The sequence below is a fragment of the Streptomyces sp. NPDC048270 genome, from assembly GCF_040652335.1.
Classification (GTDB): domain Bacteria; phylum Actinomycetota; class Actinomycetes; order Streptomycetales; family Streptomycetaceae; genus Streptomyces.
On the sequence record NZ_JBEZLV010000018.1, the window covers coordinates 135,714 to 156,145 of the forward strand.

The following is a 20,432-nucleotide window of genomic DNA, read 5'->3' on the forward strand; positions in this document are numbered from 1 at the left end:
CTTCACGACAGCGGCCGGCCGCAGCGAACTCACCGGGCTGGAAGCCGATTTCCTCGACGCCGGAATCGCAACCCATCGCCGTACCCTTCGCAGCCGGCGGAGGGCGCAAGCCGCGATGTCGCTGTTGAGCGCTCTGTTACTGGTCACCGGAAGCATGGCATGGCAGCAGAGCCGCACCGCCGGGAGCACAGACGGCGACGGGTCGAACTCCCGGCCGGGAACGGGCGGCCCGGTTCACGTTCGCCGCGCAATGCCCGCACGGGCAACGGAGAGGCCTTCTTGGACGGCGGGACCGGAGGCCTTTTGCGACCGGATCCAGGCGACACCCACGAACTGCTTGACCGCCACTTCCGTCCGCATGAAGCCCACTGGCGACAGGCCCTCGTAGCCGTGCACCAAGAGGTCCTGATACGTCCGGTCGGAGACGGCGACGACGAGGTCGGTGGCCTGATCGTCCATCAGGAGTGCCCGCACCGGGTCGGAATCCAGCATGCGGAAGAGTTCCACGATCGCGGAACCCGCGTACCCGCTGTCCGCTTCGTGGACGATTCCGTGATGGAAAGCCGCCCGCATGCGGACGCGGGCGGGTGTACCGGCACGGGCGCTCCCGGGCGATTCCCGGTTCACGACGGCCAACGCGTCCGTGAGGCCGTGCATCAGGCGGGGGACGACGCGGGTGTCGTCGATGTCCGGCGGCAGCACCAGCAGATAGCCGTCCCCCTGGGCCTGGCGGCCACAAGCGTCCCAGGGCACTTCGGCCCGTGCGCAGACGGCGCGCATGACCCGCAGCAGGGCTCGCTGCAAACGAATCATGTCCGCGTTGCTGCGAGCGCTGTACCTCTCGATGTCGACGGCGAAGCACAGCCGTTGGTGCCCGGGAGGGAGCCGGTCATCCGGCGCTCCGGCGTCCTCGAAGTCCGCGAGTGCCCAGGACCCCGGCCTCGGCACCTGTGGTGCGAGAGGTGCTCCGGTCCACAGATCCGCGCGAGACACGAGGAACGGTACGTCCTCGCGCGTCTGCACTTCGCCCTCCGTCCGGGTCCCTGTCAGCAACGGGTGCTCGATCACCCCTCGTAGCCGCAGGCGGCCGGACACGGCGGTGAAGGGGCGCGGCAAGGCCACGACGGCCTGTGCCCATCGGCCGTCCGGGCGGAGGGTTCCGCCCGCACGGGGGGCGTGGAACACCCAACGAAGCCCGCTCCTGCCCAGCCCGAACGTGGCCACCCGCTCCCCGTCCGGGTCGGCCCGGCCCGGACCGGGCTGCATGTCCAAGGCCATGACGGCCTCGTCGTCGAAGGTGACGGCCAGCTCGATCTTCCGGTAGCCGTATCCCGTCGGCATTTCCTCCAGATCGAAGGGGAAGCACAGCAGCAGCGTGCGCCTGTCCGCCCCCGCGAAGACCCCCGAGGTGGTGTCGCCCAGGGCATAGGACAAGGGCCGGCCGAGCGTGACCCCGGCATGCGACTGCATGCCCCGCGGTTTCAGCACCCCCCTGAACACGAGATCGGAGGTGGCCAGTACGTCGTCCGGAACCGTGCCGGCGGCACCTTCATGTGACGTGGGCGAACCGCTATTCACCGGATCGTGCATCTCCTGTGCTCCCTGGGTGTCGTCCGTGCTTCACGATGACGGGGGGCTCGACGGTCGTGTGCCAGCTGAACACCCGGTACCGCAGCTTCTTCGCGTGGAGCTCCACGCGTGAGTCGCGGACGCCCTCGCACACCTCGTCCAGCAGCACACGCAGCGCGTCGGGCTCCGACCAGCGGCGGCGTGTGCCACCGCCGAGGGGACTGAGGTCCAGTTGGTCGTCGCCGACCAGCAGGAGCACGCTCTCCGGGCGCCTTCCCCGAGCGGGTACGTCGTCGGGCCACCAGACCTCCACCGGCCCGGACCGCCAGCCGACCTTCTCGTCGTGCCCGGCGACCGGTTCCAGTCGGATGCCGCTCGGCTGGTCGTGCGTCACCAGGGAGATGCGGCCGCTCAGGCCCACGCCGAGCAGCCAGACGTACAGCGCGGTGGTTGAGGCGCCGGTGACGGAGATCCGGTAGCGGTCCCCCGCCCGCATGCCGTCGCAGGTCCGGAACTCCCGGAAGGCGTGGCTGCCCGGCTCCGTCTCCACCTCCATCCAGGCCCGCAGGTCCTGCCGGAGCAAACCGTCCGCTCCGGGGTCCCCCAGTCCCCGCATGCGCTCGCCCCGGGCGATCGTCTCCAGGAGCGCGATGGCCTTCCGAGCAGGGGCGGATGGGTCTCCCATGGGGTCCGACAGCTCATCCGGATGCCGGTAGGACAGCCCTGTGGCGTCAGTCGTTTCGAGTTTTCCCTCCCGGACGCGTACGTAGGAGAGGGGTTCGCTCTCACGGTCTGCCTCGATCAGACGTGGTGATGACGCGAGCCGTGTACGGATGGCCTCGGCCAGGGGGCCTCCCGCCGCGATGCGTACGGGATGGCGTTTGTGGACCCGTACGGGAAGCGCGTACGAGCCGAGCGGCAGAGGGGGCGCAGGCGCGTTGAACGAGGGGTCCAGCAGGGCGTCGGCCGCGTCAACCGCCGCCACCGCAACCTCCATCACCGTGTCGGGGGACCGCTCCTCTTCGGCGGGTAACACGAGCCGGACCACGTCCAGGGCGCGCAAGCCGTACAACGCGCCTCCGACCACGCGCAGTGCGCCACCGGCTGCACGGAGCGGCAGCCGCTCCGGCAGCGCGGGCACGTCGAGGGAGAAGGGCAGCCGGCCGGACGGCCCGCCGGCGTCGGGGCGCTGGAGCACCTCGGTGAGTTGGACTTCGTCGCGGATCCTGGGAATCAGTGTCGCCCAGGGGACGGCGGTGTGGCGGAAGTCATCCAGTACCTTGGCCAGGGCTGCCGTGAACAGTCCCTCGTGCTCGTTCTCGTACGCGACACCGTGCCGCTGACATGCGACCAACCGCACGACGTCGGGATCGGGCAGCCGGGGTGCGGTGGCGAGCCGGAGCGCTCGTTCAAGTCCCGCTTCGGCGATGACGCCGGACCGTACGGACCTGATGCGCCGCCGGCCGGCGTCACGGACCATTCCCCCGGAGTGGCAGCAGTCCAGAATGCACGTCACGTTCGGGGTCGTCCGAGTGAGGCGGCGGAGCAGCAGGGTGAGCTCCTCGGCCAGGTAGCCGCGGAAGTCGCTGGCGGTGCTGTCCCGGTGGTCGCTCGGTACCAGGTACTGCAAGTACGCGGGGCCGCCGGGGAAGCGCTCGCGCAGAGCCGCCGGAACGGGGAGGAGAGCGCCGTGCCCCGCGTAGTACACGACGACCGCGTCACCCGGCTTCGTCTCACAGGCCAGCTTCGCCAGTGCCTCGACCATGCCGTGGTACGTCGTCTCGCCCTCCGCGCACAGGCGCAGATCCGCGAAGCCACGGTCGGCCAGAAGCCGCTCCATGACGGCCATGTCCTCGTTCACACCGGTCAGGTCATAGGTCTGGGCGCCGATCAGCAGGGCACGCATCGTCATACCGGATCCTCAACTCCCTCTGCCTGCGGACTTGCTCTCAGACGCCCACGTGGATGAAGGGCGCCCAGTGGAACGGATGCAGCCGGTCGGTGCCGGCCGCCGAGGGCCGGGGGCCGCTGTCACGACTCCTCACGCATGGCCCCGATGGGTCCGAGCCGACGTGCACGCGGTCGGCCAGTCGCGCGTACTCCTCTTCCCTCCCGTCCGGGGAGAGCCGCCGGACGTCACGCTGTGCGCGGGCGAGCGCCGTGCCGACCGGTGGCCGGTCCGGGGACACCAGGTGCCGGTACATGTACGTGACCACGAGACATCCGGTGATGTCGTCCACCGGCCAGAGCGACACGACCGCGTGGCGGGCGCCGCTGATGACGGCGGCGCGGGTGAGTCCGAGCACGTCACCTCCCGCGGTCGCGGTACCGCGACCGGTGTCACAGGCGGAGAGGACGATGAGTTCGGGGGCGAGGCCCGGGCCCAGGAGGTCGTCCACACCCAGATGGTCCCGTCCGGCGAGTGCGAGACGGCTGAGATAGGGGGTCAGTTCCTGCACGTCCCCGTGGGTCGCCAGGTGCAGGATCGCGCAGCCGGCCGCCTGTTCCAGTACCCGGGCACGGTCGGCCGCCCGTCCCGTGACCACCCGGCTGCGGGGGAGCAGTCCGTGGATGGCGGCGACCTCGGTCTCGGTGCCGGGCAGGTGCGCCAGGCCGCGTTCGGGTGCGGTCGCCGGTGCACCGACCAGCAGTGCCGGCGCCTCCGCCCAGACGGGCTGGACCAACCGGTGACCCTGCCTGGTGAGCAGGGAAGCCGCCGGCAGGTAGGAGACTTCGTGAGTGACGCCGAGAACCGCACCGGCTCTCGGAAGGGCGTGGAACGGCACCAGGGAGAGCGGGGCGGGAGGGACGACCACGATCCTGCCGTAGCCGGACAGGAGCGGTGAGCAGAAGCCGAGCAGGGCCTCGGAGAGCACCCGTCCCGGGCCCGCCACCTCACCGCCCGACGCGCACGCGGTGTGGAAACGGCGGGCCGTCGCCACCAGGTCGTCCGCCGACCGCTCGTGCCGTTCGGCGACCAGCCCTTCGCGGGTCACCGCCCAGCAGAGCAGGTCGTGGTCGAGCAGGTGGTACTGGAGGAGCACCGTGTCCGGCGCAAGCGCGCTCCTCACTGCGGCGACGTCCGGCACCGCGCCCGGACTCCGCCTGGAGGCGAGCGCGCGGGGGGCAATCCGGCGCACCTCGCTCTCCGCCGCGCTGAGCGCCCGCTCAGCGTCGAGGATGCGACGCTGCCGGGAACCCGCGTCGGCGGTCACCGCCGGCTCCGGAACCTGCGCGGCGCCCCCCGACCCGCCGCCACGCAGAGCAACGGCCGTCTCCTCGAACCGAGCGGCCCAGCGGCTTTCCGCCTGGAGCCAGCCCCGTACCGCGCGTACCGCGGCGGGTTGCCCGGCGACGCTCTCGAGGGCTTGTACGGCGTCGAGGAAGCCGGCACGGCTTCGTTCGGCGGTGGCGAACGCGGCGGCCTTGCCGTCGGGCAGCTCCCATTGGGACAGCATCGCGGTGTGGTAGGCGCGGGCCACCACGGGGTCGTCTCCCGATGCCGCCCGCAGGGTGTCGCGTCCCAGCCTCACCCGGTGTTCCTCGAATGCGGTGACCGCCTCGGCAGCCCGGCCGGCCGCGCGTCGTCGGTCACCGAGAGCGAGCGAGGCCTCCGCCGCGATCGCCGCCCTCTCCCAGGGCCTGTCCGGTTGCGTGCCGTCCGCCCCGACGCGCCGCTCTGCCTCGGCGGCACGCGCCGGTTCCCGCAGGCGCAGCCGGAGTGCCGCCGATTGCAGTGGCGTGAGCAGCCCGCGTGCCTCCAGTTCGGCGGCCTCCGTCCGCGCCTGCGCCATGCGGCCCATCTCCACCAGGAGGGCACAGCGCGCCGGGGAAAGCGGACCCGTCCGCACGAGTACCCCCGCTGTCGCGGCGGTCCGGTCCGCCTCGGCCGACAAGCCTGCCGACCTGTGCCGCCGTAGCCGGTAGAGCGTCTCGACGATGTCCGTTGAGCCCAGGCCGGCGCGCAACCCCTCCAAAGAGCTGTGCAAGGCCTCGGCCACGGGAGGCGGCACTTCCCCTCCGCCCAGCAGACGCGCGCCGAGACCGATCACGCCGGCCAGCCGGGGCCGGGCGGCGGCGACCAGGTCCGGGTCGCCCAAGCCCACCGCCGCGCCGAAGAACAGCTCGGCTGTACTCGCGGCGGCCAGCCACTCGTTGACCATCCCAGCCGTGATCTGCAGGTCCGCGGCCTGCGGACCCGGCCCGTCCGCGCCGACGGCCTCCCACTCTTCGCTCTGCATCCGCCGCATCCGCGTGTCCAGTTCCAGGTCGGCGACCACCAGGGAGGCCAGCCGGTGGCGGGCCTCGTGGTAGGTCTCCAGGGAACCCGTCGTCGTGCGGGCAGCCCGAACGGCGTCCGTCACCGGCCGTTCCGGGTCCGCCGGTGCGCCGCGCCGCTCTGTGAGCCGCTGCGCGAGGTCGTCCGCTTGCCTTCCTCGGAGGATGTGCCCCTGCCGGGCCCACTCGCCCGCCCCCTCGGCGACGAGATGGGCCATGCCGCGAAGCCAGGAGCCGCTGCCGACCGTGGACGCCCAGTGGCGGACCGCGTCCGCGTCGTGAACGGGCAGGGTCCGGCCGTCCTCCACGGCGTCCAGCATGCGGTGCACTGTCAGCAGCGCCCCGTAGGCCCCGTCACCTGCGACCGCGGCCAGCGCCAGGGCCCGGTCGACATAGGCGGTGCGAAGCTTCGGCTTTCGGGACAGCCGGGCGACGTGCGCCAGACGAAGCGCGGCGGCCGCCCGGCCCCGCGCGGCGCCACTGCTCAGGAACAGCGCGTCGGCCCTCGCGTAGTGCTTCGCGGCGCGTTTGAGCGCCCTTCCTCCCGCGGGGACGATGAGACGGCGCTCGGATGCTCCGGCGACCCCGAGCTCCGCATCACCCGCCGCCAGCTCCGACATGCCGGCGAGGGCCGGGGCCCGGGAGGCGAGCCGCAGTGCTTCCCGGCGTTTCATCTCGCCCTGACGCCGCTGCCCCGCTCGGTCCCGTATGTCCGCCGCGACGAGCAGATGGTAGGCGGCCGCTGCCGCGAGACCACCCTCGGCGATCTCCTGCGGCAGCTCATCGAACCACCGGACGGCCTCCTGCGTCTCTTCGGCCCCGCCAACCGCTTCCACCACGGCGGCGGACTGGGCATTGATGACGTCACCGCTACCGAGGACGGCCCGGGCGGAGAGCACGTCGGGGAGGTACCGGCCCGCGAGGAAGGCGGGGAGCCGCAACCCGGGATCCTTGGCGAGGATGGTCAGTCGGGCGTGGGTTCCGTCCATGGACTGGAGCAGCGCCGCTTCGTCCTGCGGCGGCAGGGCCCAGCCGACATGGCCTCCGGGGCTCCAGTTGACGTCCATGGCAACCGCTGCCGTCCGCAGGGTGCGAGTGACCAAGTCGTCATAGGTCTCCTCCGGTACGGGATCCCCCAGCAGAGCGAGGGCTCGCCGGGGCTCTCCGGCGGCGAGGGCGGCCCCGACCGTCAACCAGCCGCGTACCGGCATGGCCCAGCCGGCCGGTTTGACGGCCGCAGGGTCGACACCCCGCGCCTCGGTCATCAGGAGGTGCGCGAGCAGGCGGATGCCGTCCGCCGTGTGGCGCCCTTCATAGGTCACTTGAACTTCCTGATGACGAAGACGACCACGACGCCCAGCGCGATCAGTCCTGCGGTTCTGGCCGCTCGTAGCGGCCAGTGCGGTCCGGTGCGGGGTGTTCCCTCTCGAGGAACCGACTCAGAAGGGACAGGACCTTGTCCACGGCCGTGTCCACGAGGGGATCCCAGGCTTGCCCCCTGCCGACCAGGACGCAGGCCGAGGGATCGGAGGACAGCGGACAGAAGCCTTGTGGCGAGCCGACGGGCGCGCGATGGGCGACGGCCGTGAACGGCCGTCAGAGGACTCCCTTCCACCGGGGCCGGCTCCACGACCTGCAGGGCAACGCCGGTCGCCGAGGCGCTGAACGCCCGGGAACGGGTGACCGGACGGGTGGTCGTGTCGGCCACGAAGAACTCCCGTACCTCCGCCGCGCACCTGCGGTGGACCTCGGCGAAGAGCTCCTGCGTGGCGAGTGACTTCGGAGGTGTGCGGCAGACGATCCCTTCGACCAGGGGAGTGCGACGGGGCCCGTTCATCGCGTACTCGCCGTCCAGGCCGACATCAGCCGCTTTGAGGTGGACGACCCGGTACAGCAGCCACAGGGGTCCTGTCCCGTGGCCTCGGTGTTCACGCACGTAGACGGCGCTTTCGTCGACGTCTCCGCCTGTCGCGTCGTGCAGCAGGGAGTAGCTGCCCGCGTCCACGAGGAAGTCCGGAGCCACCACCACCCGGAAGCCCGTTTTGACAGAGCGTGTGAGAGCGAACGGCCACACTCCGACCGTGGCGGTGTTCATACGGTCGTCCACGACGATTCCCCCTCGATGAACCGAGAGCCCGGATGCTCGGCCTCGAACTCGGCCAGCTTGGCGTGGAACAGCGCCACCAGTCCGTTCAGCGCCTCCTTCTCGGACGTGGCAGCCGGCATGCGGTTGCGCAATCGGGCGACGTCCTCCTCGATCTTGTCGCCGTACGCCTTGGCCCGGTCCTCCACGTAGTTGATGAACACATCCGCCATCTGATCCCGTACCAGCCGCATCAGGGGCGACTTGGCTGCGGGCATCCGCAGGTACGCCCGGATCAGCGGCATCCTGTCGCTGATCATGCGGACCCACGAGAGCCGCTGATTGCGCTGAGCGATCAACTGCTTCTCCGGGGAGCCGTGTTGGGCCATCCTCTTCAATTCCGCTTCGAAGAGGTCCACCAGCACGGCCATGAACGGGACCTCGACGTGCAACGGAGCGGGGAAATTGCCCTTCTTGACCATCTCCTGACCGTCGGGTCCGAGAACGGCGAAGTCCAGTCCCACGGAGCTCACCGGAATGAAGCGGACTCCTTTGGTGCCGCGCGGGTTGAACAGCTGGGTCTGCACGCCGTCTTTGAAGTCCGGATGCTGCAGGAGGCGGTCCCTGACCTCCTGCACGGTGTGTCCCGCCCTCGCGAGCACATCCCACTTGGTGATCACGAAGTGCACGATGGCCCAGCTCTTCAGCATGAGGTTGAAGATCGGGACGAGATCGTCCACCAGTTGGTGGTCCCCGTCGAGGAACCGCAGGATGTTGACGCCGTCCAGCAGCACGAGGAGGAATTCCGATTCCTCGATCCTGCTGATCACGCGGTCGGCCGCTTCCACCCGCCCGTCGGGCTCGGTGAGGACCTCGCCGGAGTAGTCCAGGTACTTGATGGAGAAGGGGCTGAAGGTCTCGTTTCGGGCGGTGAGGACCGAGCAGGTGAACTCCCACTCGGAGATCTCGCTCCGGCGGGTGGGGTCGGGCCACCCGCCGGGATTCGAGATCTGCTGGTAGACCTTGTTCAACCTGGTCGATCGCTCGGGAGACAGCTCGACGTAGAAGCCCGTGTCCGGTCGCAGAATGGCCAGTCTGCGGAACAGACTGGCGAGAAAGACGGTCTTGCCGGACATGGACGGTCCGAGCACGGTGACGGGAATGGCTGGCATGCGGCGCCTCGCACTGGCTTGGGGTGATGGACCTGCTGGACGCACGAGCGAGTACGGCGAACCGTGCCCCGGTTCCCCGTTCCCCTGCCTGTAGTAGAGCGCTTTGGCGGGCGTGCGAACCGGTCCCAGTGCGGGTTCGGAGGAACGCCGTGCACAGAAACGTTCCGGCCGAAACCGCCCGGCGCGGACACCCGCAGCCGGACTCTTCGATCAGGGGTCGGCAGCGATCCTCCGCAGGGCGGGAAGCGAATGCACGGTGAGTCGGCAGCGTCCGTAGCTGACGACCTTCGCGGTCCTCAGCTCCTGTAGCGCGTGCTGCACGCGGCGCTCCCCAGCTCCGATGAGCTCACCCCACTCCGCATGGGTGAGCCCCGGCCTGACCGACAACCCTTCCGGCGTCCGGGCCCCGTATTGCTCCGTCAGGTCCAGCACGGCGCTGGACAGGCGGGCGATGACGGGGCCGCGCGTGAACTGGATACGGCGGCGAACCGCGGTACGGCTGCGATGCGCGAGGCTCCGACTGATCGCCAGGTTGGCCGCCTGATGCCGGTTCATCCACGCCAGCCACTCATCCTGCGAGATCCGCCGGACGGACATCCTCTCGACCGCCGTGGCCGTGGCCGACCGCGGCTCGCTGTCGAACGCCGCGGTTTCTCCCATGACGTCACCGCCCGCGCGAATGTCCACCAGCACGGCTGCGTGCCGGCTGTCGGTCGTGGTGACCTTGGCGAACCCGTTCAGCAGCACCAGGACGAACGTGTCCGTGCCGCCGGCCAGCAGCATGATCTCGCCGGCCTCGTAGGTGCGTGGGGTACCGGCCCGCATCAGGGCCGACCGGGCTCGGTCGGCGGAGGCGGCTTCCGGCCCGGTCGCGCTCGCGCCGTTCAACTCCCACAGGAGGCTCCCGCGCGGGTAGGCGCTCCAGGGCGGACACATCGACGGCCCGTCTCCCCTGTCCGACTCTTCCCCACTCAACACGCCGGCCCCCTCCCGCATGTCCAACTTCCACGAGACATGGTCAGGTAGGGGCACATTCACGACAAGCCACCGCTCTGCTTATCGGATGGGAACATGAGTGCATCGTCGGTCGTGCTGCTGAGGCCTCTTCATCCGCGCCAAGGACTCCTCTGCTGCGGCCAGGTAGCCGCGGTCAACGGTGACCGCGGCCGAATCCGTCAGCGGACCAGGGGGAGCCGCGCGAAGGGAATGACGGCACCCCGCCGGATGTGACCGAGGCTGGTGGGTCAGTCGGTCTGGTCGCGGGTGGTGATGGGGAAGAGCTGGTTGGCGCCGGTGAGTGCGAGGAGTTTGGCGACTTGCTGATTGGGGGCGTGGAGGCTTAGGCGCCGGCCGTTTTCCTGGGCGGCCAGGCGGGCCTGGAGGAAGGCGTTCAGACCGGAGGAGTCGCAGAAGGTGAGCTCGGTCAGATCGAGAACGACTTCGGCGGGACAGTCGGGCTGGGTGAGCAGGGTGCGCAGGGCTTCTTGGAGGAGCGGGGCGCGGTCGATGTCCATCTCGCCGCCGACGTGCACGATCACGTGCCGCTCTTGCTTTTCCACCTCAACGGGCGGGGTGGGGTCCTGCTCATCGTCCATGGTCCAAGCGTAGGAGGCCGGCAGGCCGGTGACCAGGTCTTCCGCGTCAGCGGGCGGCCGAGTCGGCGCGGGTCCGCGTGCCGCAGCGCCGAGCATGCGATCTCTCGGTTTCGCCCACTGTCACGGACATGAGGCATCCGGCTGCGCACTGTTGCCCCTGACAGATGCGCAGGCCGCGCACGGACACGAAACCGAGCGATCGCACCGACCGCCTCACGCGGCGCGACGACCCGACGGCGGCGCCGTGAGACACGCCCGGTGCCAGACTGATACGGGGAGGGAGCGAGTCACCCTGTCACTTCCGCGGCAGCGGTCGGCCGGGGCCGGGTCCGTATGCCCCAGCGGGCAAGGGCTGGGCCGGCAGCACCCAGCGCCGCGAAGAACACCGCCAGCAGCAGCCAGCCCGCCGTGCCGAGGCCGAGCACCACCGTGGTGAGGATCGCGGGGGCAAGGGCCTGGCCCGCGCTGAAGCCGAGACCGAGGACGCCTTGGTACTGGCCCTGGGCATGGTCGGGGGCCAGACCGAAGCCCAGGGCGAAGCCCGCCGAGGACTCCCAGACCTCTCCCAGGCTATGGACGAAGATCGCTGCCAGGACCAGTCCCGCTGCCGCCCAGGCCGGGGCGTACGCCGCCAGCGCCATCATCGGGCAGCTGAAGAGGAAGAGCAGTCCCGCGGTCCGAAAGGCCCTGCCGCCGTCGTGCGGGGTTTCGATGCGGGAGCCGATCCTGGTCTGCATCAGTACGCAGAAGGCGGCATTGACCGCGAACAGTGCGGCCACCGTCCAGCGCGGCGCTTCGGTGTGTTGGGAGATCCAGATCGGCAGGAGCAGGGATACCACCGGATACTGCAGACCCATGGCCCCGTAGAGGGCTGTGAACGCAAGGAACGGGCGGTCCGCGAAGGCGAGCCAGCGACGCTGCTGCGGCGGTGCTGCCAGCACCGGATAGCGGGGCAGCAACAGCAGAAGCACCGCGCACAGGGCGAAGCTCGCCGCGTTGCCGAGGATCAGCGTGACATAGGCGCCACGGGTGTCCGCGGCCAGCGCCAGCCCGGCACCCACCGTCCCGAGAATGACGCCCAGGTTGACGAAGGTGCGCAGCCTCGCCCGGAACAGGGCCGGGCGGTCACCCCCGACCCGGACCACCAGAGCGCCCCAGGCCGCCCCGCCGGCCGCAGCGGCGACCTGGTCGACCGTCGCGATGACCGTGAACGCGGCCCAGCTCTCTACCAGGACGAGAGCCGCCATCGACATCGCCTGGACCGCGAGGGCCAGCATCATGATGGTTCGCGCCCCGCGCCGGTCGGCGAGATACCCGCCGGGTATCCCCGCGCACAGGCCGACCACTCCGGCGATGGTGAGCGCGGCACCGACCTGCACCGCGGGCAGACCCACGACCAAGGTGAAGTACAGCGCCGACGCAGCGTTGAACAGACCGTTGCCGACCCGGTTGACAAAACTGGCGGCGATCAGCACGCGCTCCGGCCTGCTGTCCCCTGCTACGCGGCCTATTCGGCCTGCCAGGTCGCCCTTGATCATGAACGGCAGGCTAACAGCGGTCGATGCTCACGCAGTCGGCAGAGATGATCGTGTCCCCGGGCCTGCTCACCAGCGGGTGGCGCACGAGCAGCAGTTGTGGACAGGTATTGGCGTCAGTCCGCGTCTGTCCGCTGGCGGGTGGGGTGGCAGCGCTCACCATCCGGCCCGGGCCGAGCATTTTCGTGGTACCGCCGTATCAACAATATGGTACGTTCGTATCACGAAGAACGGATCTTCCTGGAGGTGCCCCGTGCCCGAGAACACGACCCGCGCGCGCCGCGACATAGGCCGCTACGTGAGCGACGAGCTGCGCGATCGCTACTTCGCCGCCTGCGACGCCCTCTACGCGAAGGGAGCACCCGTCCGCTCCGAGACGGACGTCGAGACGAGCTTCGGCACCACCCGCGTCTACCGCTACGGCCCCGCCGACCCGGCAGCCGAGTCGCGCACGCCCGTGGTCCTGATCCACGGTTCGGGGGGCTGCTCCGCTCAGTGGTACCCCAACACCCTCGCGTTGAGCGCCGAGCGCCCCGTCTACGCCCTCGACACTCCCGGCGATCCCGGACGCAGCGTCCAGCGCGAGCCGATGTGGCAGCCCGAGCGCGCGGCGCAGTGGATGGACGAGGCGCTCGACGCGCTGGGCCTCGACAAGGTCCACCTCGTCGGATCCTCGTACGGCGGCTGGCTCGTCATCAACCAGGCCCACCTTCGGCCCGAACGCCTCGCCTCGGTCACCGCCCTCGATCCCGGCGGCCTGGAGAAGGTGGGGCTGCGCTTCTTCGTCTGGATCTTCGCCAGCCTCTTCGCCACCTACGCCCCCAGGGCGTGGCGACCGCGCCTCGCCAAGTGGCTGGAGCAGCCGGTGATCGTGGTCCCCGAGCTGCGCGCGATGATCCAGGCCGGCGTGCGGGCCTTCCGGATCCGCCGACCCGCGCCGCTGCCGCTGTCCGACGCGGAACTCGGCTCCATCCGGACGCCGTTCTACCTGGTCATGGGCAAGCGCAGTCTGCTCGTCCACCCCAAGCGGCAGCTGGAGCGCGTACCGCGCCTGATCCACGGCGCCCGCGCCGAGATCGTGGCCGCGACCGGCCACGGGCCGCAGATCGATCACCCCGACCTGGTCAACGCCCGGATGCTGGGCTTCCTGGAGGACATCGACTCCCTCGACCCGGCGGCGGCACGGGGCGCCACGGACGCGTAGCCGCGCGGGCCGCGGGCGCGGACCGCCCCACAGTGCAGAGCAGAAGTTCGACGGGCGTCGCGCGCCGCTGCACCCCCGCCTCGGCGGGCGGGGGCGGGTGGGTGGGTGGGTGGGTGGGGGTGTTGGAGACCGGCCGTGGTCCCTGATTCAGGGCCGTCTCCCGAACCGTGTGGCGGCAGTGGAGCAGCCGCTGGTCCATCGGATCCCGTGGATCCCGTGAGCCGTCACCGGAACGGCGCCGATATCCTCGCGACGTGATCTACGAGGGAACGATGGGCATGGACGAGGGCGCTCCGACGACAGCGCGCCTCCGCGATGTACTGAACCGTGCCGGGCGCGTCGTGATCGTCGAGGGACCTCCTGGCGAGGCGGACTCCGCCGACGTGGCACGGACCGTGGTGACCGGTGCTGAGATCGCAGACCTGGCCCGAGTGCTGGCCCTTGTGGACGGCGGCACCGGCGACCGGTGCCGGTGCAATGGCTGGCCGACGATCACGGTCCACGACGTCCAGGGCGAGCTGATCGCCCGCTGGACGCTGCACCACCAATCCGGCCTTCGAGGAATCGGTGACTGCGATGCCGACCTTCAGGACGGTCCGGCACTCACCGAGTGGCTGGCGCAACGAGGCCTGACCGGATCGCGAGAGGTACAGGCGAGGCTGGCCGTGCAAGAGGCCGAGGAGGACCGGCGCCGGCTGCGTTGGCTCCAGGCCGCACCAGCCGGGCTGCACGACGCAGCCACGGAGGTCTCCAACCCGCATGGGAGTGACCTGGAAGCCTGGTCGGATCGGCTTCGCGAGGCCAAGCCCTGGCTCACCACGCTCCTCAGAGAGGGCTATCCCGACGAGATCGAGCGGATCCGCGTCCTGCTGGCATGGGCCGGGGCCTCCGCCAGGGAGTCCACCGGCGGCCTGAAGTGGTACGACATGGCGGTCCAGGAGCTGCTGCTCGCCGAGGACCCCGCCCTCATCCTCAGCGCGCTAGCCACCGGCTCGCCGAGCCCGGTCCAGCTCGACGGCGCGGCCCAGCTCTTCAGCTCCCTCGAATGGACCGGAGCGCACGGCAAAGACCTGCCCGAGCCGCTGCGGTCCCTGCTGATCGGGCACATCCAGGCAGACGGCACCGACCCCATGAGGTTCCGGATGCGCCACGGCTACTACGGTGCCGAGCGATCTGCCTGACCGAGCGATCTGCCTGACCGAGCGATCTGCCTGACCGAGCGATCTGGCTGACCCTGCGATCTGCCTGACAGGACGCTGCCGGCTTCCGGGCGGGTCAGGGCAGGATCGAGTCGACGTAGCCGCCGTCGACCCGAACCGCCCCGCCCGTCGTCGCCGAGGCGAAGGGAGAGCTGAGATAGACCACCATGTTCGCGATCTCCTCGGGTTCGATCAGCCGCTGAAGGAGTGACTGCGGCCGGTACTCGCGCATGAACGCGCGCTGGGCCTCGTCCCAGGAAAGGTCTCCACCCACGAGTTCGCGGACGAAGTCCTCCACGCCGCCCGTGTGCGTGGGCCCGGCGATGACGGAGTTCACCGTCACCCCCGTGCCCGCGGCCTCCTTGGCGAACCCGCGGGACACGGCGAGGAGGGCCGTCTTCGACATGCCGTAGTGGATCATTTCGGCGGGGATCGCCACCGCCGAGTCGCTGGCGATGTACTGGATCCGGCCCCAGGAGCGTTCGACCATGCGCGGCAGGTAGTGGCGGGTCATCCGCACGGCCGAGAGGACGTTCGTTTCGAAGTAGCGCCGCCACTCCGCGTCGTCGATCTCCAGGGCCGGCCGGGATCCGAAGATGCCGAGGCTGTTGACCAGGATGTCGACGTCCGGGGCCGCGTCGAACACCGCCTCGGCGCCCTCGTCCGTTGCGATGTCTCCGGGCGCGGCGATGAACGTGCCGCCGTCCGCTGCGAGCCGTGCCACGGCCGCCTCCACGGACTCCTTGCTCCGGCCGTTGACGGCGACCCGCGCCCCCGCCGCGGCCAGCCCGGCCGCGATCGCCGCGCCGATGCCCTGAGTGGAGCCGGTGACCAGAGCGGTCTTCCCGGAAAGGTCGATGAGCACGCTGCCTACCTGCCTGTCTGCCGCCGAGCGGCGTGGGGACGAACATTCCCTGTGTCGCTTCCCGCTTTCACCCGGATTACCACCCGCAGGAACACCATCGCCCCGCCTCGACCCGGCCCGCGCGCCAGCTGCCGGGCGAATGACGACTGGCGGCACTACCGGCAACGCCCCGGGCCCGGCGGTAGGTGAGTCCTGTCCCGTGGTTGACGCGCGCTACCGCCATCACCCTCTTTCATGCGGATTTGCCCGGAATGGTCATATATTGATGATCATGTGTGCTGACACCAGCCCGTTCCGGATCGATATCCCGCAGGCCGCTCTCGATGTCCTCGCCAGATCACTCCGCAACTGACGCGCCAGCGCACCACGCTGGTCCGACGTCACCTGCCGACACCCCGCGCGACATCGGCGACCAGGTGCGCGATGCCCCGGTGGCGCCGCACTCATACGGCCTGGCTTGCAGGCCGGGCCGGGCCGGAGCGGCAGCCCGACGTTCACCAAGCCCCACTTCGCCCCGGAGGTTCCATGTCGAAAAGCGGCGCGCCTCGCATCGACGTTCCGCGTGACGCCCCGGCGCGGTCCTCGCTCGTTCTGGCGTCCCTGATCATCGTTGCCGCGGTGGCCAACCTGAACCTGACGGTGGCCAACGTGGCGCTGCCTGCGATCGGGAATGCCTTCGACTCCTCCCAGACCGCACTGAACCTGATCGCCGTCGGGTACTCCCTCGGCCTGGCCGCATCGGTGCTCTATCTGGGTGCGGTCGGCGACCGTCACGGCCGCAAGCTGCTGCTGCTCCTCGGCATCGCGCTGTCGGTCCCCGCCTGCCTGCTCGCCGCCTACGCGCCGAGCGACACCGTCCTGGCGATGGCCCGGATCCTCGGCGGGCTCTCGGCCGGCATGGCCTACCCGACCACCCTGGCGCTGATCACCGCCCTGTGGCAGGGGCCGGGGCGGACGAAGGCGATCGCGCTGTGGGCGGCCCTGGGCGGCGGCATCTCCATGCTCGGGCCGGTGATCGCGGGCGCACTGCTCGAACGGTTCTACTGGGGGTCGGTGTTCCTGGTCACCCTGCCCCTCGCCGTGGTCGCGCTGGTCATGGCCCTGCTGTTCGTCCCCGCGCACGCCAACGAGTCGGCCGAACCGGTGGACAACCTCGGCGGCATCCTGTCCGTTCTCCTGGTCGCGGGACTGGTGCTGGCGATCAATTTCGCCGCCGTCCCCCACCAGACAGCCCTGGTCGTCGGCCTCGCCGTGATCGCCCTGGCATCCGGAGCGGCGTTCTTCTGGCGTCAGCGCCGGGCTCCCAACCCGCTGTACGACCTCCGCATCGCCGGCCGGCGCACGTTCTGGGTCGCCGCATGCGGGGGCATCATCGTGTACGGCGCCTTGATGGGGTCGGCGTTCATCAGCCAGCAGTACCTGCAGAACGTGCTCGAGTACAACCCCGTCGAAGCCGGCGCCGCCATCCTCCCCCTCGTCGTGATGATCGTGCTCGTGGCACCACAGTCCGCGAAGCTGGTAGAGACACGCGGGGCCCGCACGACCCTGCTGATCGGCTACGTGTTCCTCTTCCTCGCCTTCGCCTGGATGCTGCTGTTCTGGGGCGAGCACAGCAGCTACTGGCAGATCGGCCTCGCCTACGTGCTCATCGGTATCGGCGCCGGCCTCGCCGGGACGCCCGCATCCCACTCGCTGACCGGATCGGTGCCCGTGCGACGGGCCGGCATGGCCTCAGGCACCGCCGACCTGCAACGGGACCTCGGCGGGGCCATCATGCAGTCCATCATGGGCGTGCTCCTCACCGCCGGATACGCCTCGGCCTTCAGCGCGGCGATCGCCGCTTCCCCCGAGAGCAAGGACGTGTCGGACCAGGTCCAGAGCGAGCTGACGAAGTCGTTCGCCTCCGCCGGGCAGGTCGCCCAGCAGCACCCCGAGTACGCCGACCAGATCGTCGCGGCAGCACGCCGGTCGTTCCTCCACGGCGACGACTGGGCGTACACCGTCGGCCTGGCCGCGATCGGCCTGGGTGCGCTGCTGATCTTCTTCAAGTTCCCGCACCGGGACGCCGAGCGGGAACTCCTAGGGCGCTACTACACCGAGGACTCCGCCCCCGCCGCCATCGAGGGGCCGAGCGGACCGGCGGCCTGAGAGATCGGGCGGTCAGCCGGTCAGCCGGTCAGCCGGTGAGCCGGTGAGCCGGTCAGCCGGTCAGCCGGCCAGTCGGTCAGCCGGCCAGTCGGCCGGCCGGCCGGTCAGGGTCCGGAACCGGGATCCGTATGCACGGGCCTGGTGATGCCGGCCCGGGCGGCCTCCAGCTGGGCCGCGAAGGCCACGCCCAGGAAGAGCGCGACGCCGGCCAGGTTGGCCCAGAGGAACAGGGCCATCAGGGCTGTCAGCGGCCCGTACAGCGAACCGAAGGACCCGCTGTGCCCCACATAGAGGGCCAGTAGCCAGGTAGCCGTGATCCACAGGACGAGCTGTACCACCGAGCCGAACGCCAGCCAGGTGTAACCCGGTTGGTCGCGCCGGGGCGCCCAGCGCAGGATGACCGCCGATGCCACGCAGGCGAGTGCCACGCCCACCGGGACCTTCCCCCACTCCCACCAGCTCAGCCATGCCCCGGGCCGGCCGAAGACCTCCGTTACCGCCCTGCTCACCGCCCCGCCGGCCACCGTCACGAGGAAGCCGAGCACCAGCGGCCCGCCCGCACCGACCGCCAGCAGCAGGCTGCGGCCGTACTTCTCCAGGAACGGCCGGTCGCGTTCGATCCCGTAGATGCGGTTGCACCCCCGCTCGACCTGGCCCATGGCCGAGGCGAGGTTCAGTACGGCGAAACCGAGGCCCAGCCACATGGCCACGGTGCCCGCCGTGTCGGCACCGGCGTGCGTGCGGGTGGCGAGCAAGCCCTCGCGCACGAGCTCGGCGCTGGCCGCCGGAACTATCTCGTCCAAGGTCAGTTCGATCAACCGTCCGACGCTCTCGGTGTGAACGGCCGCGGATACCCCGACCAGGGCGATGGCGAGCGGCACCATCCCGATGACCAACTGGAAGGCGAGGGCGCGCGCGAAGCTGAACCCGTCGGCGTACCGGAAGCGCAGGAACGCGTCGGACACCAGCCGGCGGCCCCCGTAGCGGCGCAGCGCGGTCCACGCCTCATCCCCGGACAACTCGTCACCGATCATGTCCCTCGTCTGCGGTACGTGCACCACTGTTCCCATGCAGGGGGTGTGCTCCGCCAGCCCGTTTCCATGCGGCCGCGGGTGCCATCGTGTGCGGAGCCGATGCCGGCGTCGGCCGGGGAGTGGGTGCCGCCCCGGCGGAGGTTCTACCCGGCTTCGGGGGGCGGGTTGGCCGCAATCCAGGGGGGTGGCGGAAGGGCCGTGAGCAGCTGATGGGCGGCCTGGATGATGCCGGCGTTGAGTTCTTCACGGGAGATGTCCCAGTCCTCGAGGCCGGCGAGCAGCGCGTCGAGGCCGGCCTGGACGAGCCGGCCGGGGTCGACTTCGCAGCCGAGCGCCCGCTCGTCGGCCAGCATGCGCAACTGCCGGATGGCCTGGTCCCCGCTCATGGCACATGCCCTTACCGAAACCGCGTGGTGGAAGTGCCCACCTGCAGGTGAGTCACTCGCCGCAGACAGATCGATCATAGGCTTTGCGGGTGCCGGGGAACCCTTCACCGCACCAGATCCACCCACCTGCCGTTCCAGTGGCGCGAGCGCCGGCGCGGGCACAGGCCTGGGCCGTGGCATGAGGTCTGGGGCCGCTGCAGGATGGAGGGTATGAGGTGGCGAAGGAAGCAGGGTGGAGCGGAGGGGGAGCGGCAGAAGGCGGCAGGGACAGGCGAGGACCGTCCCGAGCGGGGCGACGCCGTGCAGGACGTCGACGCGAGGAGCATCTCCGCCGGCGACTTCTGCCGAGGTTCGCTCCCGGTGGAGCCTCCCGGGAGAAACCACGACGGATTGCGCGCTGCCGCTGCGGCCGGTGACCCGGATGCCATGCACAGCCTCGGTCGCGTGCTGGCCGGGCAGGGAGACGGGGAGGGATCCCGCACCTGGTCCCGGAGGGCTGCTGAAGCCGGGCATCTCGAGGCCATGGACACCCTGGGTTGCCTGCTGCTGGCGGATCAGCAGACCGATGGCGCTGCCGCTTGGTTCCGGCGTGCCGCCCACGGCGGATATCCCGGCGCCATGAGCAACCTCGCCGCCCTGCTGGCACAGCAGGGAGAGGTCGAGGAAGCCCGCGCGTGGTGGCTGTCCGCTGCGGCCGAGGGGCACGCCGCCGCCATGTACAACCTGGGTGCTCTCAGCGTGGTGCAAGGGGACACCCAGGAGGCGTTCCGCTGGTACGAACGCGGCGCCCAGGCCGGTAACCCCGACGCCATGCACTGCCTCGGCTCCCTGCTGGAAGAACGGGAGGACGCCGCACTGGCCGAAGCCTGGTACGAGCGCGCGGGCGCGCGGGGCAACCCCGTCGCCTTGTTCAAACGAGGTGCCTTGCGCTACCGGCACGGCCACATCGATGCGGCGCGGGTGTGCTGGCAGCTCGCGGCCGAGCGCGGCGATGCAACGGCCATGTTCAACCTAGGCGCCCTGGAGCACGGACGAGGAGACTCCAAGGAGGCACGTGCGTGGTGGCAGCGTGCGGCAGAAGCCGGTGACACTGACGCCATGCGGCACCTCGGCCCGCTGTTGGAGGAAGAAGGGGACACCGAGGGAGCCCGAGCCTGGCACCAGCGTGCCGAAGAGGCTGACAGCCCGGGATCCGTATAGCTGGAAGATGGAGGTGCTCCGCACCGCCCGAAACGACCCGGGTTCCTTTACCGGCTTGCCACCTCGCGTAGGCGGGCGGCGGCGTCTTCGGGTCGGATGTCGTTGATGTAGGCCTCCATTCCGGATTCGGTTCCGGCGAGGTATTTCAGTTTGTCTGCGGTGCG

At 70.4% G+C, this 20,432-nt stretch carries 15 protein-coding genes and 1 pseudogene; 4 read left to right on the plus strand and 12 right to left on the minus strand.

The genetic code is table 11. From position 1 onward, the window contains the following. Nucleotides 1-234: 234 nt before the first annotated feature. The 8 genes from AB0D66_RS18390 to AB0D66_RS18425 all read right to left on the minus strand — a co-directional run bounded on the left by AB0D66_RS18390 (nt 235) and on the right by AB0D66_RS18425 (nt 12,235). Nucleotides 235-1,590 (minus strand): hypothetical protein, encoded by a 1,356-nt coding sequence (locus AB0D66_RS18390; RefSeq protein WP_362303950.1) that lies wholly within the window; start codon nt 1,588-1,590, stop codon nt 235-237. After that, entirely contained in the window at nt 1,571-3,481 is a 1,911-nt protein-coding gene (locus tag AB0D66_RS18395; RefSeq protein WP_362303952.1) for a caspase family protein, read from the minus strand. Before AB0D66_RS18395 ends, AB0D66_RS18390 begins: the two co-directional genes overlap by 20 nt. Nucleotides 3,482-3,518: 37 nt before the next feature. Then, nucleotides 3,519-7,169, minus strand: coding sequence for a CHAT domain-containing protein (locus tag AB0D66_RS18400; RefSeq protein ID WP_362303955.1), 3,651 nt, complete (start codon nt 7,167-7,169; stop codon nt 3,519-3,521). Beyond that, a complete protein-coding gene (locus AB0D66_RS18405; RefSeq protein ID WP_362303958.1) occupies nt 7,166-7,942 on the minus strand; it encodes a hypothetical protein in 777 nt (258 codons plus the stop codon). The genes AB0D66_RS18400 and AB0D66_RS18405 overlap by 4 nt, the downstream gene beginning before the upstream one ends. Next, nucleotides 7,939-9,066, minus strand: a complete 1,128-nt coding sequence (locus tag AB0D66_RS18410; RefSeq protein ID WP_362303961.1) for a hypothetical protein — start codon at nt 9,064-9,066, stop codon at nt 7,939-7,941. Before AB0D66_RS18410 ends, AB0D66_RS18405 begins: the two co-directional genes overlap by 4 nt. Before the next feature lie 246 nt (nt 9,067-9,312). Beyond that, nucleotides 9,313-9,990 (minus strand): Crp/Fnr family transcriptional regulator, encoded by a 678-nt coding sequence (locus AB0D66_RS18415; RefSeq protein WP_362303963.1) that lies wholly within the window; start codon nt 9,988-9,990, stop codon nt 9,313-9,315. A 356-nt stretch (nt 9,991-10,346) separates the two neighbouring features. Further along, on the minus strand, nt 10,347-10,697 hold the full coding sequence (locus tag AB0D66_RS18420; protein ID WP_362303966.1) for an STAS domain-containing protein: 351 nt from the start codon (nt 10,695-10,697) through the stop codon (nt 10,347-10,349). 287 nt (nt 10,698-10,984) lie between these two features. Then, on the minus strand, nt 10,985-12,235 hold the full coding sequence (locus tag AB0D66_RS18425) for an MFS transporter (RefSeq protein WP_362303969.1): 1,251 nt from the start codon (nt 12,233-12,235) through the stop codon (nt 10,985-10,987). Nucleotides 12,236-12,485: 250 nt separating this feature from the next. On the opposite strand from AB0D66_RS18425, the gene AB0D66_RS18430 reads away from it, so the two are divergent. Further along, nucleotides 12,486-13,436: an alpha/beta fold hydrolase gene (locus tag AB0D66_RS18430; RefSeq protein ID WP_362303972.1), complete on the plus strand. Its 951-nt coding sequence runs from the start codon at nt 12,486-12,488 to the stop codon at nt 13,434-13,436. Nucleotides 13,437-13,690: 254 nt separating this feature from the next. Beyond that, the gene (locus AB0D66_RS18435) at nt 13,691-14,617 is read left to right on the plus strand and encodes a hypothetical protein (RefSeq protein WP_362303974.1); all 927 of its coding nucleotides are present in this window, start codon (nt 13,691-13,693) and stop codon (nt 14,615-14,617) included. A 94-nt stretch (nt 14,618-14,711) separates the two neighbouring features. Here the strand turns inward: AB0D66_RS18435 and AB0D66_RS18440 are convergent, their stop codons facing one another. Next, nucleotides 14,712-15,500: an SDR family oxidoreductase gene (locus AB0D66_RS18440; protein ID WP_362303977.1), complete on the minus strand. Its 789-nt coding sequence runs from the start codon at nt 15,498-15,500 to the stop codon at nt 14,712-14,714. Nucleotides 15,501-16,025: 525 nt separating this feature from the next. Here AB0D66_RS18440 and AB0D66_RS18445 point away from each other — a divergent pair. Further along, nucleotides 16,026-17,648, plus strand: coding sequence for an MFS transporter (locus tag AB0D66_RS18445; RefSeq protein WP_362303980.1), 1,623 nt, complete (start codon nt 16,026-16,028; stop codon nt 17,646-17,648). Nucleotides 17,649-17,752: 104 nt separating this feature from the next. Here the strand turns inward: AB0D66_RS18445 and AB0D66_RS18450 are convergent, their stop codons facing one another. Together AB0D66_RS18450 and AB0D66_RS18455 are read right to left on the minus strand one after the other, a co-directional pair. After that, entirely contained in the window at nt 17,753-18,718 is a 966-nt protein-coding gene (locus AB0D66_RS18450; RefSeq protein ID WP_362303982.1) for a YihY/virulence factor BrkB family protein, read from the minus strand. A 107-nt stretch (nt 18,719-18,825) separates the two neighbouring features. Further along, nucleotides 18,826-19,068: a hypothetical protein gene (locus AB0D66_RS18455; protein WP_362303986.1), complete on the minus strand. Its 243-nt coding sequence runs from the start codon at nt 19,066-19,068 to the stop codon at nt 18,826-18,828. Nucleotides 19,069-19,368: 300 nt separating this feature from the next. Between AB0D66_RS18455 and AB0D66_RS18460 the strand changes: the two genes are divergently transcribed. Then, nucleotides 19,369-20,268, plus strand: a complete 900-nt coding sequence (locus tag AB0D66_RS18460; RefSeq protein WP_362303989.1) for a tetratricopeptide repeat protein — start codon at nt 19,369-19,371, stop codon at nt 20,266-20,268. A gap of 47 nt (nt 20,269-20,315) precedes the next feature. On the opposite strand, the pseudogene AB0D66_RS18465 reads toward AB0D66_RS18460, so the two are convergent. Next, nucleotides 20,316-20,432 (minus strand): annotated as a pseudogene (locus AB0D66_RS18465) (galactose-1-phosphate uridylyltransferase); the annotation flags it as partial.